Raw genomic sequence first — 14212 nt, forward strand, 5'->3', positions numbered from 1 at the left:
GCGTCGAGGTGGCCGACGGCGCTCGAGGCTCCCGAGCGCCGTCGGCGGGGAACTCAGCCGCGCACGTAGCGCGGGAAGCGCTCGGGACGGGCGATGGGCTGGGTTTCGGGAGCCATGTCGATACCGAGGTCCTTGGCGAAGATCAGGCGGGTGCCGGTGTAGACGCGTTCGGTGCGCTCGTTGAGTTCGAACACGCGAGCGCCGCGCAGGGTGTGTTCGTCGCGGGTGCCGTCGTTGAGGCCGTACGTGCCGAAGCCCGTGCCCGGCCCGTAGCCGAGTTCGATGCCGAAGTAATTGCCCATGTAGGTGTTGATGTGGTCGTGGCCGCAGTACATGCCCAAGATGTCCCCGCGTTCCTTGGCCGCGGCGTAGATACCGGAGTTGATCATGCCGGTGTAGACGCTTTCGTGCTTCTCCCCCACGATGCCGTGGCGCTTCACCGCGGCGGCGTGACCGTCGTCGTCGGAGCTGAACTGCTGGCCGTACCACATGTGGTGGTGCTCCCAGGTGGGGATGTGGAAGTACATGAGGCCCGGGATCTTCTTCCCGTAGCGGCGTTCGGTCTCCGCGGAGAGATCGTTGTACCAGCGGATCTGCTGGGGGCGGATCCAGTCGTAGCCCATGAGTCCCTCGCGGTCCTGACCGCCGGGCTTGTCCTCCGCGTACCGGCCGGAATCCAGCAGCCAGACGGCAAAGGCCGGTGCGTTGCCGCGGGAGCCGCGAATCAGCAGCTGGGCGTTGGAGGAGCCGAAGACCTTCTGGTCGTCACCGGGGTTGAGGTTGTGCTTGTACTGGCGCACGAACTCCACTAGCTGTGGCTCGTACATGCCGGTGCCGCTGTCCTCGGTGGAGTCCTCGTCGTGGTTGCCGAACGTCACGGCCCACTTGATGCCCCGGGACTCCATGGGCATGACCACGTTGTTGATGGCCTGTTTGACCTCGCGGTTGGTGCGGGGAGACCCGTTGATCACGTCACCGTTGATCAGGGCGAACTGCGGCTTCTCCCGGTCCAGTACTTTGCCCATGAACTCGAGGGTGCGGCGATCGGTGCGCGGGCCGTCCTGGGTGTCGTTGAACTGGACGATCTTGAACTTGCCGTTCTGACCGAAGGACAGCGGCATCTGGCCGTGGCCGCGACCTCGGCCGCGGTGTTGAGCCACCGTGGCCGGTGCTGCCTGGGCGGCGACGGGTGCGGCGCTCAGCACCCCGGCGGCGGCGAGCGCGCTGCCCCCGGTGATCAGGTTCCGGCGGCTGGGACGAGGGGTGTTCTCGGACATGTCGTGCTCCTGGTGTGAGGAATTCCTGGCCGCCGTGGGCGGCTGATGATTCACACCGTAGGGAGGTTGCGTTAAGAGGTTGTGACCTGGGGTTTTCGTGCAGGTGCACGGCTGGGTTTGGGTTGGGAACCCAGCACGGTGGCGGGGTCGGGCAGGGTTTCGGGATGGGCCATGTCCCATGCCTGCACCGCTTGCACTCCGATGCCCCGGGGTCCGGTGCGGCGGGTGTGGCCGTGGACCAGCAGCATGGTGGGTGCGAACAGCACGGGTCCGGACAGTGCCTGTGCTTCGTCGAAGAAGGTGCAGTCCACCGCGCCGGAACCGTCATCCACGGAAATGAACACCACGCGCTTCCCGCTGCGCATGGGCGGGGTCATGGTGGACACGCGCACCCCGGCCACCACTACTTCGGTGCCGTTGCGCAGTCCCAGCAGGTCTTCCGCACGGGTGACCCCGTAGGAGCACAGGAGAGCGGTGTGGCCGTCCATGAGGTGGGCGGAGACTTCGATGTTCATGGTGTCCAGTTCCGCGCGCACCTTCTCCTCGGTGCTGGGTTCGGGTTGTTCCGGCGGCAGCCCGGTCAGTTCCAGGTCCCCCAGCGGAAGGGCCAGTTGTCCGGGGCCGGGTTGTCCCTTGGCCGAGGCGCTGCGAGAGGCGGCTGGTTGATCGGCTCGCCGGGTCAAGTGGGTCACCAGGTCGGTGCGGGAGGCGCGAGCGCCCGAGGTGTTCAGGAGACTGTCCAGGGCCCCGGCCGAGGCCAGTCGCTGCAGACTCCGCCGAGAGGGTTTGGCCCGGGTGCGCACATCCGTAAGCGTGGAGTAGGGCTGACCGGCCACGATCCGTTCGATTTCCGCGCCGCTGATCCCGGTGATGCTGGTGAGGGACATCCGGATCCCCCAGGACCCACCACGGGTGTAGGGGATGCCCTCGTCCAGGTCCCCGGATTCCACGGTGCCGGGCCGGGCGGTCACGGGTTCGATGCGGTGATGATCCACGCTGCGGTTGATGTCCGGACCGAGTACGGGGATGCCCATGCGCCGGGCCTCCCCCACGAGCAACCGAGCCGGATACATACCCGGGTCGTGTTCCCAGACCCCGGCCATGAAGGCCTCCGGGTGATGGGTCTTCAACCACGCGGACTGATAGGTGGGTACGGCAAAGGCCACACCGTGGGCCTTGCAGAAACCGAAGCTTCCGAACGCATGCAGGATGTCCCACACCTTCTCCACGGTTTCCGCGTCGTAGCCTCGGGCCCGTGCCCCGCTGCGGAAGGCGTCCTCCACGCGTTGTTCGGTCTCCGAGCCGAGCCTGCGCCGCCATTCGTCTGCGGTGGCCAGTCCGCAACCGGTCATCCGGTCCATCATCCGCATGATCTGTTCGTGGTAGACGGCCACCCCGCGGGTTTCCTTGAGGATGTCCACCAGGTCCGGGTGGGGGTACTCGGGGGTGCTCCAGCCGTGGCGGGAGTTGAGGTAGGGGCGCACCATGGACGCCTGCATGGGCCCTGGGCGGAACAGGGAGATGTCCACGATCAGGTCGTTGAACTCCTCCGGACCCATGGTCCCGATCAGTTCGCGCTGCCCCGGGGATTCGATCTGGAAACACCCCAGCGTGTGGGTGGAGCTGATGAGCCGGAACGTGTCCGGGTCATCGCGGGGCATGGCGTCCAGGTCCAGGGCGGGGCGGTCCGGCTCCATCCGGGCCACCTCCTGAACCGCATAGGCCAGGGTGGATTGCATGCGCACGCCCAGGATGTCGAGTTTGATGAGGCCCATGGGATCCATGTCGTGCTTGTCGAACTGGGACATGGGCAGCCCGATCCCGCTGGCCTGCACAGGCGTGCGGTGCAGCAGGGTGGCGTCCGAGAGGATCACCCCGCACGGGTGCATGGAAATGTGGCGCGGCAACCGGTCCAGGCGTTCGGTCAGATCCACCAGGAGATCCAGCTGCCGGTTGGCCTTGAGGTCATCGGCCAGCCGGGTCAGCTCCGGGCGCTGCGCAATTTCCTCGCGCAGGGTGGCCCCGGGGACCCGCCACAACTGGGCCGCGATGTGGTCCACGAGTTCCTGTTCCAACCCCAGTGCAAGCCCGGCATCCCGCACGGCACCCCTGGAGCGGTAGGCGTTCTGCATGCTCATGAGCGTGACCCGACTGCTACCGAAGCGTTGGAAGATCTCGTGATAGATCCGGTGCCGCTCCGCGCTCTCCATGTCGATGTCGATATCCGGCAGACTGCTGCGCCGCGGGGACAGGAAGCGCTCGAAGACCAGGTCGTACTCGAGCGGATCCACCGGAGAGATCCCCAACAGGTGCACCACCAGGGACGAGACCGCCGAGCCTCGGGCCGCGTGCCGAACCTTCAGCTGGGTCATCAATTCGGAGACCTCCGAGACGGTCAGGAAGTATCCGGCGAATCCCAGCTGCGCAATCACGTCCAGCTCCCGGTCCATCCGCGAGCGCAGCGATTCCCCGCTCAGTCCGGGGACCGTGCGGTCCCAGTTCTCGTGGGAGTGGAAGCGCTCCAATCCGGTGTAGCAGCGGGTTCTGAGTTGGGTGTTGGGGTTCCCGGTGAGACCGATGACGGAGGCTTCCGGAATCACCGGCTGGCCCACTCGCAGGTCCGTGACGGGGTCCTGGCTGCAACGTTCGGCCAGTCGGTAGGTGTCCGCGAGCAGGTGCGCGGCCCCGGTGGCCCCGAGGTCCGCGGCCGCCGAGATCTCGTGGGCGAGCCGGGTCATCTCCGCGGTGTTCTTGAGCCACCCCTGCCCCGTGGGTTGCAGCACCCCGGGATCCGAGCCGGCCAATTCCTCCAGGGACATGAGGGTGCGGGCCGCGTCCAGTACGTCTGCGGTGACGGCCTGGCCGGGGTGGGCGTAGCGCACGGCGTTGGTGAGGATCACCGGCAGCCCGGCCTCGCGCCCCACGGTGAGCATCCGCACGGCGTGACCGGTGCTGAGGGTGCTGCCCTGCGGTGCCAGGTGGGTTGCGGTCTCCACGGTGAGACACCCGGCCGGTAGGACACGCTTCCATGCGCGCAGGGCCGTGCGGGCCGCCCGGTAACGACGCCGGGCCAACAGCGATCCCACGTCCGAATCCGGGCCCACGAGCACCACCAGTCCGGGAGTTCCCCCGGCCGCCGCGCGATGCACGTGGCGGGCGATCTGGTCCCGGGTCAACCCGATGGGGCGGGCTGCATGATGATCGTGGTTCCGATGGGCCGCGGACACCAGCCGGCACAGCGCCGCGTACCCGGCTCCCCCGTTACCCCCGGTGGCCAACACCACCACGCGCCCGATCACCCGAGCCGGCGGCACCGTGCTGCGCCCGTGTCGACCGTGCTGGCCTTGCCGGCCGGCGGCGGCGCGAGTGTGTTTCCCCGCCGACGCCGCCACCGGACCCAACAACGCCAGGTCCACTCCCAGCACGGGAGCCACACCGTGCTGCTGACAGGCCAGCACGTGCTTGACCACCCCGTACAACCCGTCCCTGTCGGTGCACGCCAGGACCTGCGCCCCGTAGGACGCCGCCACCTGCGCGAGCTCGTGGGGGCGAGCCACACCGTAGTGCGCGCTGTAAGCGGAAGCCACGCGCAAATGAGGGAAATGCATACCTCATATTCGAAAGTTTGTTCGATCAATGTCAAACCGCCTGGTCAGCCACGAGCCACCATTGGCCGGTGATCTCGTGGCGCACCAATTCCAGAGTGCGAGGTATCACGGCCCCGCGTTGCGCCGCCTGGACACGCCAGTGCTGCCGGTCCACCACGGACTGCCCGCTTTCCCGCGGAACTCGCTCTTCCAGCTGCCACCAGCGGCGACGTTCGTACCAGCGCTGCGGTGGGGCCGTAATGCGGTGAAGTCTGCCCCGGAACACCAACTCGCACGGGGCACCCGACTCATCGCAGTGCACCTCGCAGGGTTGCCCCCACCCCTCATCGATCCGCACCGCATCGTGCGTCTCGCTCCACGTGAGGTCCGTGTGTTCTACCGCAGTCAGTACCGTCATGACTCGATCACTCTCCCGGTGTATTCGAAACTTTATTCGAGTACTGTGAGAGTGCCAAGGGTCGCTGACACGCATAAGCGGCCCGCCACGGGATGACCCGGGAAGGCCCCCGGGGCAGCACCGGAAGAACCCGGAAACGGGCACGTCGCCCGGCCAAGGGGACCGAGCGACGTCGTCGTGACTGTGAAGTGCCGACCGCGAGGTCGTGACTGTGAAGGAGCGTGGTTATGAGGTGTAGCGGCCCGGCTTGCCCAGCAGCACGCCCACCACCGAGATCACGCAGCACGCCATGAGGAAGAGTGCTGCGGCCCAGGTCTGTCCGCCGGCGGCGGTGATCAGGGTGGCCGCGATGAGCGGGGTGAATCCCGCCACGATGGCACCGTTGGCCTCACGGGCCAGGGCGATGCCGCTGAAGCGTTCGGCGGCGGGGAACAGGCCCGCCAGGTAGGCGCCCTGCGAACCCGAGGTGCAGGCAATGACCACGCCGTAACCCACGGAAATGGCGGCGGTCGCAGCCATCGCGCTGCCCGAGGACAGCACCGAGAACAGCGGGAACGCACCCACCGCACCCAGCAGCGAGCCGAAGGCCAACACCTTATGGGCACCGAACCGGTCGGCGGCCAAGCCACCCAGCGGGGTCGCAAGCACGCCGCACACGGAACCGATGATCACCGCGGTCAACGCCGATCCCCGATCCATGCCCACGGCCGGTGAGGTCATGAAGGACAAGGAGAACACAGCCAGGATGTAGTTGAGCGCGTTGTGTCCGGTAATCGCGAAGAACCCCACGACCACCGCGCGCCAGTGCTCACGCACCAGGGCCACCACGGGCACCCTGCGGCGTTCCCCACGCTCTTTGGCGGCGTGGAGCGCGGCCAGGTATTCGGGGCTCTCCTCAAGCTTGACGCGGATGAAGATGGCCAGGGCGAACAGCACCGCCGAGGCCAGGAACGGCAAGCGCCACGCCCAATCCAACAGCACCTGATCACCCAGAGACGCCGCCCACAGAAACGCGCCGGTGGCCAGCACAATGCCGGCCGGGGGCGCGGCGAGCACGAGCGACGTCATCAGTCCACGACGCCGCGGCGGGGCGAACTCCGCAACCAGGGTCATGGCCCCGGCCAACTCGGCACCGGCCCCCATGCCCTGCAGCAGACGCAGCAGCACCAGGAACACCGGGGCGGCCACGCCGATCGCGGCGTAGGTGGGCAACAGGCCGATGCCCACCGTGGCCACGCCCATCAGAATCACGGTGAGCAACATGGCCGGGCGGCGACCGTAGCGGTCCCCCAGGTGACCGACCAGCACACCACCCAGCGGGCGCGCCACGAAGCCCACCGCGAAGGTCGCGAACGCGGCCAAGGAAGCACCAGAGTCCATTCCGGCGAAGAAAAGTGGGCCGATGATCAACCCGGCGGCCGTGCCGTACAAGGCGTAGTCGTACCACTCGATGAGGGTTCCGGCCACGGCAGCGAAAAGTGCGCGCCCGGCCCCGGGGCGCATGGTGGTGTTGTTCACGGTGAAAGCTATCCCGTCTGAAATCTCCCGATCGCGCTAGCGGGACGCGTAGCGACGGATGAACCGTACCTGATTCAAACGCTGGATCTCGGGATGATCCCCCACGCCGGCGTCGTAGAACTGATCGCCGGGGCGGCGCACGCCCACGGTGTCCCACCCGGCCTGGCGGGCGGCATCCAGGGCCTCCACCTGGTCGGAGAAGAACAAGAACTTCTCGCGCGGTTTGCCAAGGGCCTCGGCCACGTCGTGGGTGATGTTGCGGAACGAACTCACCTCGTGTTTGGAACCGGCCGACTCCAGGGAGAAGTGCCCCTTGATCAGGGGAATCAGGTTGCCCTCGGGCGAGTGGCTGAACCACGCGCGCTGGGCGGGCAGCGTGCCGTTGGAGAAGATGAACACCGGAATCGACTGCTCGGACCAGGTCCGCAACGCAGGAATCGCGTCGTCGAAGAACGGCGAGACGAACTCTCCCGCCGCGAAACCTTCCTGCCAGATCAATGCGTGCATCGTGCGCAGTGGAGCGGGCATCTCCCCCTCATCCATCCAGGCTTCCAGGACGCCCGTGAGGTCCTCTGCCGTGGCGGAACTGTCCAGTCCCGCCATCTCGATGATCTGCCGGCGAGCGCGGGCGACCTCGGGTTTGTGGGAGTACTCCTCGAAGTAGCTGGTGAAGCGTTTGCGGGAGTAAGGGTAGAGCTCGTCCCGGACGTACCACGTGGAGGAGAGGGTGCCTTCGATGTCGACCACGATGACCTCGGGTCGGTCGAGCACCAGTGCATTGGCGGCGGCGGGCTCAGGCATGGTCGGCTCCCTGTGTTCGTTCGACAACGGTGTCTGTCCCCGGCAACCCGGGGAATAGGCCCATTCTAGGCACCCGGGACGGGCGGAAACAGGAGGACGCACTCCTCGCGAGCCATCCCGAGAGGCATCCTCGGGGCGGTCACAAATCTTCATCATTTGTGGTGCTCAACGATCGTGTGGTTAGGTTCACGCGACAAGAATCACGAGTTCCGGTGCGAAGCCCTGGCTGGCCGGACGGCAACCCTCAGACGCTGTCGTGGGGTGCCCCAGGTGATGATTCGGCCCGTGATCAGTACCGGTACGGGCAAGGACGGCGTCCGGCTCACCAAACATTCTTCCGTGGCGCCCCGTCATGAGGAGTGTCATGGCCCCCGCCACCGCCCCGGTGCCCACGGTCACCGATTCATCATCAGCCCAGCGGACCCAACCCGCCACGGATCACGCGCTCGCGAGCGTGGGATCCGCAGTGCGTGACAAGAAGCGCGTGCTCGCCGCGTCCTTCGTGGGCACGACCATCGAATGGTACGACTTCTACCTCTACGGTGCCGCCGCAGCCCTGGTGTTCAGTCACTATTTCTTCCCGCAGGGTTCGGGCGTGGGCTCGATCATTGCCTCGTTCGCGACCTTCGCCATTGCGTTCTTCTTCCGGCCCCTGGGCGGCATCATTGCCGGGCACCTGGGTGACCGGATCGGCCGCAAGGCCCTGTTGGTCGCGTCCCTGTTGATCATGGGCGTGGCCACCACGGTGATCGGGCTGCTGCCGGGCTTCTCGCAGATCGGCTGGTTCGCCGTGGCCCTGCTCGTTGCCTGCCGCATTGCCCAAGGGTTGTCCGCCGGCATGGAGTGGGGAGGTTCCGCGGTGCTCTCCGTGGAACACGCACCCAAGGGGTTGCGCGGACTGTTCGGTTCCTTCACGCAGGTGGGTTCGGCGGCCGGCATGCTCTTGGCCACCGCGTTCTTCGCGATCATGCAGGGCGTCACCACCGCCGAGCAGTTCCAGGCGTGGGGCTGGCGCGTACCTTTCCTGTTCTCCGCCGTGCTCGTGATCATCGGCCTGATCATCCGCGCCGGCATCGAGGACGCCGAGGAGTTCCAAGAGGTCAAGCGCGAAAAGGTCGCCGCGTCGTCGCCGGTGCGTGAGGTGCTCACCCAGCACACCCGCGGCGTGATCGTCTGCATCGGTCAACGCATGATCCAGCCGGCCATCTTCTCCATCCTCACCGTCTACACGCTCACCTACGTGACGCAGCAGCGCGGCGCGAGTCAGTGGGTCATGATCTCCATCCTGATCGCCGCCGCCGTGGGCCTGGTGGGCGGCCCGTTCTGGGGCTGGCTCTCCGACCGCGTGGGACGCCGCCGCATCTCCATCATTGCCGCGGCCGCCATCGGCGTGTTCGTGTGGCCCTACTTCTACTACCTGGACCACGGGCCGCTGGCCTTGCTGCCGCTGGTGTACCTGATCGGCATGGCCGTGCTGCATGACAGCATCTACGGCCCTCAGGCCGCTCTGTTCGCCGAGCAGTTCCCCACCCACCTGCGCTACTCCGGGGTGTCCCTGGGTTACCAGGTGGGCACCATTCTCTCCGGCGGTCTGACCCCCATGATCGCCGCGTGGCTCGTGGCCACCGGCGGCTCCCCCTGGCTGCTGTGCGGTTACTTGAGCCTGCTGGCCGTGATCTCCGTGGTCACCGGCCGCATGGCCAAGGACACCGTGACCGACGCACCCGAGATCGCTCAGTACTGACTCGGCACCACCCGCACACGCGCCAGTACCAACCCGAAAGGATCCCTTTTGCCCCGCCCCTTGCTGCTCAATGCCTTCGAAATGCCCGTGCCCGTCCACCAGTCCCCCGGACTGTGGCGCCACCCCGAGGACCAGTCGCGCAACTACGCGCAACTGTCCCACTGGGAGCGGGAGGCCCAGATCATCGAGAACGCGGGCTTCCACGGCCTGTTCCTGGCCGATGTCCTGGGACTCTACGACGTGTACGGCGGGTCCGCGGACGCCGCCCTGCGCGGTGGCGTTCAGGTGCCCCAGCTGGACCCACTGATCCTGGCACCGTTGCTGGCCAAAGCCACCAGCACCCTCACCATCGGCGTGACCGCCTCGGTCACCTACGCGGCTCCCTATGACCTGGCGCGCCGCTTCTCCACCCTGGACGCCCTGACCGACGGGCGGATCGCGTGGAACGTGGTGACCTCCTACCAGGAATCGGCGGCGCGCAATCTGGGCCTGGGTCAGCAGCTGCCCCACGACCAGCGTTACGACCGCGCCGACGAATACATGGACGTGGTCTATTCGCTGTGGGAGGGCTCCTACGCGGACGATGCCTACGTCGCGGACGCCGCGAGCGGCGTCGTCGTGGACCCCGACAAGGTCAAGGGCGCGGAACATTCCGGCGAGTACTTCGACGTCCAGGCACCCGCTCTGGTCGCACCCACCCCGCAGCGCACGCCGTTCCTGTTCCAGGCCGGTGCCTCCCCGCGCGGGCTGAAGTTCGCTGCCAAGCACGCGGAGGCCGTGTTCTTCTCCGGGCCCACCCCTGAGCAGGTCGCCAAGTGGACCGCCGGCCTGCGCGAGGCCGCCGCCGAGTACGGCCGCGATCCCCTCTCGATCAAGGTCTTCACCAACGCCGCGGTGGTCGTGGCCGGGACCTCCGAGGCCGCCCGCGAGCGCCTCGAGTCCTTCAAGCAGTACGTGGACGTCGACGCTGCGCTCGCCCTGTTCGCCGGCTGGACCGGAGTGGATCTGTCCAGCGCGGACCCGGATGCCCCGCTCGAGCACGTAGAGACGGACGCCAATCGGTCGGCGCTGGCCTCGTTTACCAAGATGGATTCCGAGGGCGCGTGGACCCCGCGCCGAGTCGCCGAGTTCGTGGCCATCGGCGGCCGCGGCCCCGTGATCGTGGGCTCCCCCGAGGAAGTCGCCGACGAGCTCCAGCGCTGGGTCGAGGTCGCGGACCTGGACGGCTTCAACATCAATGCATGCGTGCGTCCGGCCGACTTCGAGCGCTTCGGCCGGTTCGTCACGCCCGTTCTGCGCGAACGTGGCGTACTGACCGCCGACGATGCCGCTTCCGCTACCTCCCGCACGGCCCGCGAGGTCTTCGGCGGGGCCGGGCCCCGCTTGCGTGAGGATCACGCGGGGGCGAAGTTCCGGTTCGGGAGCTAAGACCGCCGCGTTGTCAGTAGAAGGTCCCCCGGGCACGTGACGTGTCCGGGGGATCTTTTTGTTTTGTATCAGCTCGCGCAATCAACGTTGCGCGGGCAGCACGTACTTCCCCGTTTTGTCGGTGGCCAGCGCCAGGGACGAGATGTACTGCTTGGATCCGTCCGGAGCCAGTTCATTGGAGAGCAGCATGTCCGGGCGCTCGAACTCCATCCCGGTCACATGACAGGTAAGTGTCACGTCCGAGGGGTTGCCGTCCGCATCAACCATGGGCAGGTCGATTCCGTCATCCACGCGCCGCAGGTAGTACCGCCCCTGAGTCAGCACAGCCATGACGGGTGTGACGATCATGGCGATCAGGACCGCGAAGATCGGCGAATACGGTGCCACCGCCGGACCGAAAGCGCCGAAGAACATAGCGATGGAAATACCCGCCGAGAGCGCCAACGACGTCACGCCCACTGGATTCCAGTTGTAGAGCATTCCTCGACGGAACTCGGGGTACTTGGGTGAAAGTTTGAGGATGTACTTGTTGACCACGATGTCCGTGGCAACCGTGACGATCCAGGCCATGGCGCAGTTGGCGTAAAAGCCCAAGATGGTGTTGAGGAAGTCGAACATGTTCAGTTCCATCAGTGCCAGGGCGATGGCCAAGTTGACCACCACGAAGACCATGCGACCGGGGTAGGTGCGGGTCACCCGGGTGAACGAGTTGGTCCACGCCAGAGATCCTGAGTACGCGTTGGTCACGTTGATCTTCACCTGAGAGATGACCACCAGGATCACCGCCAGGGTCATGGCCAGCCACGCGGGCATCATCTCCCGGTAGACACCCAAGAACTGGTGGACCGGTTCATTGGCGGTCGCAGAGGCTGCCGGGTCCAATGTCGCAATCAAATACACCGTGATGAACAGACCGGTGATCTGCTTGATCGCGCCGAAGATCACCCAACCGGGGCCGGCGAGAATCACGGCGCGCCACCAGGCCACACGGTTCTCATCGGTCTTGGGTGGCATGAATCGCAAGTAGTCGATCTGTTCGGCGATCTGAGCGATCAGTGACAGGCACACGCCGGCGGCCAACATGACTGAGGCGAAGCTCACCCCGGCACCCGCGCCTGATTCACCCTGATACGCGAAGAAACTACCCACGGAATCGGGATTGGCCAGGACCAGATATCCCACGGGGATCACCATGAGCACGAGCCACAGCGGGGTGGTCCAGACCTGCAGCGTGGCCAAGGTTTTCATCCCGTAGATGACCAGGGGGATGATCAGCAGGGTCGACAGCGCATAGCCGATGGGTTTGGGGATACCCAGCCCAAGTTCCAGGCCCTGAGCCATGATGGAACCTTCGAGGGCAAAGAAAATGAACGTGAAGGTCGCAAAGATCACGTTGGTGATCACGGACCCGTGGTACCCGAATCCTGAACCGCGGGTAATCAGGTCCAGGTCAATGTTGTACCGAGCCGCGTAGTACGCCAGGGGCAACCCGGTGACAAAGATGATGAACGCGGCAACGGTAATACCCAGCAATGCATTGGTGGTTCCGTGCGCGATTCCGACATTGGCGCCAATGGAGAAGTCCGCCAAATAGGCGATCCCACCGAGTGCGCTCGTGGCGACCACACCCGCACCCCATTTCCGGTAGGAACGCGGTGCAAACCGAAGCGTGTAATCCTCCAGACTCTCGCGAGTGGCCGCTCGCGCGTCCGCGTTGGTGCCTGGTGAGACGGTAGTTGTCGATCCTTCGTGGTCCGGACGTGTCCGAGTATCTAACGACATGTGTTCGATCTTTCTTCTGGGCAGCTCCGAGAGCTGAAAGATGCGTGATGATCCGGTGGAAGGCTCTGTGTATGACCAGCTACGAATCCATGGGAGGCCGGTTCGTGTTGTGCATCCAACCGGCGACCTCAGAAGAACTATGGCCCCGAATTATTTCGGGAATGTTTTCGATCGACGACACTTCTGTGTCGGGGAAAGCCATGCGTGTAACGATTGAAAGAAGGGTCGCCGCCGATTCATCGGCAGCGACCCTTCGACAGTCACCTCGCACTCGCGAGAGCATCACACGGCTTGAGCTCACCCCTCGAACAACTGCTGCCCCACGTACGTCCCGGGCTCGTTGGGAATCCCGGGCGGCACGGCGAACAGCCCGGAACCGGTGTGGCGCAGGTATTCGCTCAGGGCATCCTGGCGGGCCAGTTTGTTCTGGATCGGCACGTAGCCGGTGCGGGGGTCGTTGACCATGGCGATGAAGAACAGCCCCGCGTCCATATTGCCCAGCCGGTCCGTGCCGTCCGCGTAGTTGTAGCCGCGGCGCAGCATCTGCACACCGTTGTTGGTCTCCGGGTGAGCCAAGCGGACGTGGGAATCCTTGGGGATGATCGGTTGATTTCCGGAACCCTGCATCGCGAAGTCCGGTGCCGTGAACTCCTCGCCACCGGACAACGGCGCACCGGTGCCCTTGGTGCGGCCGATGATGTTCTCCTGACCCATCAGCGATTCGCGGTCCCAGGTCTCCATGATCATGCGGATGCGCCGGGCCACCAAGTAGGTGCCGCCGTCCATCCAGGAGCCGTCGCGGACCCACAGGTGATCGTTGAGCAGCTCCGGGTCCTCGGCCTTCAGGTTGGCCGTGCCGTCCTTGAAACCGAACAGGTTGCGCGGGGTGTTCTGACTCTTCGACGTGGACGAGGTCCGCCCGAATCCCAGTTGCATCCACCGCGTGGACACGATTCCGAAGCCCATGCGCACCAGGTTGTGCACTGCGTGGACGGCCACCTGCGGGTCATCGGCGCACGCCTGGATGCACAGGTCTCCCCCGGTCCGCGCCGGGTCCAGGGTGTCACCCGGGAAATGCGGCAATTCGATCAAGGCCTCGGGCATCCGGTCCCGCAAGCCGAAACGGTCTTTGCCGTCCTTGTCCTCGAACAGCGAGCGCCCGAATCCGATCGTCACCGTCAGGTGTCCCGCGGACAGGTCGTGGGCCTCGCCCGTATCCTGCGGCGGGGCGTACTGGGAACCGCCGTCGAAACCGGTATCGGTGACATCTAAACCCTGAGTGATGCGCGCGCACGCCGCGGTCCACCGGGTCAGCAGATCCACGAGCTCGGCCCGATCCTCAGTGAGCACATTGAGCGCGGCAAAGCACAACCGGTCCTGAGCGGGAGTCACGATCCCGGCCTGGTGCTCGCCGAAAAAGTCGACGACGTCGCTGTGCGCCTCCCCGTTCACCGCATCCTGGATCGCGGCGGCCGCGGGTCGACCGAACCAGCCGAGGCCAGCACCCACGGCCACGGCGCCGGCTCCGGTGCCGAACAGTGCTCGGCGGCTGACACCCTTCTTCGCGCCCTTCTGGTCCGGTTGACCGGATGGGTCCGATTGATTTCCCGCACCAGGTTCGGCTGCGGGGTAGTGCTCTTCTGGGCGGTGGTTCATG

The 14212-nt window shown here is 66.0% G+C and carries 9 protein-coding genes and 1 riboswitch; of the genes, 2 read left to right on the forward strand and 7 right to left on the reverse strand.

Annotated features, from left to right (window positions below; genetic code table 11):
- Window positions 1–53: 53 nt before the first annotated feature.
- From CKW39_RS11000 to mtnC, 5 genes are all read right to left on the reverse strand, one after another.
- The gene (locus CKW39_RS11000) at window positions 54–1277 is read right to left on the reverse strand and encodes a metallophosphoesterase family protein (RefSeq protein ID WP_095798168.1); all 1224 of its coding nucleotides are present in this window, start codon (window positions 1275–1277) and stop codon (window positions 54–56) included.
- 71 nt (window positions 1278–1348) lie between these two features.
- Window positions 1349–4885 carry a DNA polymerase III subunit alpha gene (locus CKW39_RS11005; protein WP_095798169.1) on the reverse strand — a complete coding sequence of 1179 codons (3537 nt, stop codon included), beginning with the start codon at window positions 4883–4885 and terminating at the stop codon, window positions 1349–1351.
- Between the two features lie 31 nt (window positions 4886–4916).
- On the reverse strand, window positions 4917–5282 hold the full coding sequence (locus CKW39_RS11010) for a DUF6504 family protein (protein ID WP_095798170.1): 366 nt from the start codon (window positions 5280–5282) through the stop codon (window positions 4917–4919).
- Window positions 5283–5507: 225 nt separating this feature from the next.
- Entirely contained in the window at window positions 5508–6800 is a 1293-nt protein-coding gene (locus tag CKW39_RS11015) for an MFS transporter (protein ID WP_254049381.1), read from the reverse strand.
- 36 nt (window positions 6801–6836) lie between these two features.
- Window positions 6837–7601: an acireductone synthase gene (mtnC, locus tag CKW39_RS11020; protein ID WP_095798171.1), complete on the reverse strand. Its 765-nt coding sequence runs from the start codon at window positions 7599–7601 to the stop codon at window positions 6837–6839.
- Between the two features lie 198 nt (window positions 7602–7799).
- A riboswitch (SAM riboswitch) is annotated at window positions 7800–7918 on the forward strand.
- 47 nt (window positions 7919–7965) lie between these two features.
- On the opposite strand from mtnC, the gene CKW39_RS11025 reads away from it, so the two are divergent.
- Window positions 7966–9345, forward strand: coding sequence for an MFS transporter (locus tag CKW39_RS11025; protein WP_095798172.1), 1380 nt, complete (start codon window positions 7966–7968; stop codon window positions 9343–9345).
- 48 nt (window positions 9346–9393) lie between these two features.
- Complete coding sequence (locus tag CKW39_RS11030; protein WP_216823176.1) at window positions 9394–10773, forward strand: NtaA/DmoA family FMN-dependent monooxygenase; 1380 nt, start codon at window positions 9394–9396, stop codon at window positions 10771–10773.
- Between the two features lie 81 nt (window positions 10774–10854).
- Here CKW39_RS11030 and CKW39_RS11035 read toward each other — a convergent pair whose 3' ends face one another.
- The gene (locus CKW39_RS11035; RefSeq protein WP_254049382.1) at window positions 10855–12555 is read right to left on the reverse strand and encodes a cytosine permease; all 1701 of its coding nucleotides are present in this window, start codon (window positions 12553–12555) and stop codon (window positions 10855–10857) included.
- Window positions 12556–12852: 297 nt separating this feature from the next.
- Window positions 12853–14211, reverse strand: coding sequence for an iron uptake transporter deferrochelatase/peroxidase subunit (gene efeB / locus CKW39_RS11040; RefSeq protein ID WP_095798173.1), 1359 nt, complete (start codon window positions 14209–14211; stop codon window positions 12853–12855).
- Window position 14212 lies beyond the last annotated feature (1 nt).

Source organism: Kocuria sp. WRN011 (genome assembly GCF_002295155.1).
GTDB classification, from domain to species: domain Bacteria; phylum Actinomycetota; class Actinomycetes; order Actinomycetales; family Micrococcaceae; genus Kocuria; species Kocuria carniphila.

Bases quoted from the DNA above. Each gene is read 5' to 3' on its own strand.
- CKW39_RS11000 (WP_095798168.1), bottom strand. From the start codon at position 1,277: ATGTCCGAGAACACCCCTCGTCCCAGCCGCCGGAACCTGATCACCGGG.
- CKW39_RS11005 (WP_095798169.1), bottom strand. From the start codon at position 4,885: ATGCATTTCCCTCATTTGCGCGTGGCTTCCGCTTACAGCGCGCACTAC.
- CKW39_RS11010 (WP_095798170.1), bottom strand. From the start codon at position 5,282: ATGACGGTACTGACTGCGGTAGAACACACGGACCTCACGTGGAGCGAG.
- mtnC (WP_095798171.1), bottom strand. From the start codon at position 7,601: ATGCCTGAGCCCGCCGCCGCCAATGCACTGGTGCTCGACCGACCCGAG.
- CKW39_RS11025 (WP_095798172.1), top strand. From the start codon at position 7,966: ATGGCCCCCGCCACCGCCCCGGTGCCCACGGTCACCGATTCATCATCA.
- CKW39_RS11035 (WP_254049382.1), bottom strand. From the start codon at position 12,555: ATGTCGTTAGATACTCGGACACGTCCGGACCACGAAGGATCGACAACT.
- efeB (WP_095798173.1), bottom strand. From the start codon at position 14,211: ATGAACCACCGCCCAGAAGAGCACTACCCCGCAGCCGAACCTGGTGCG.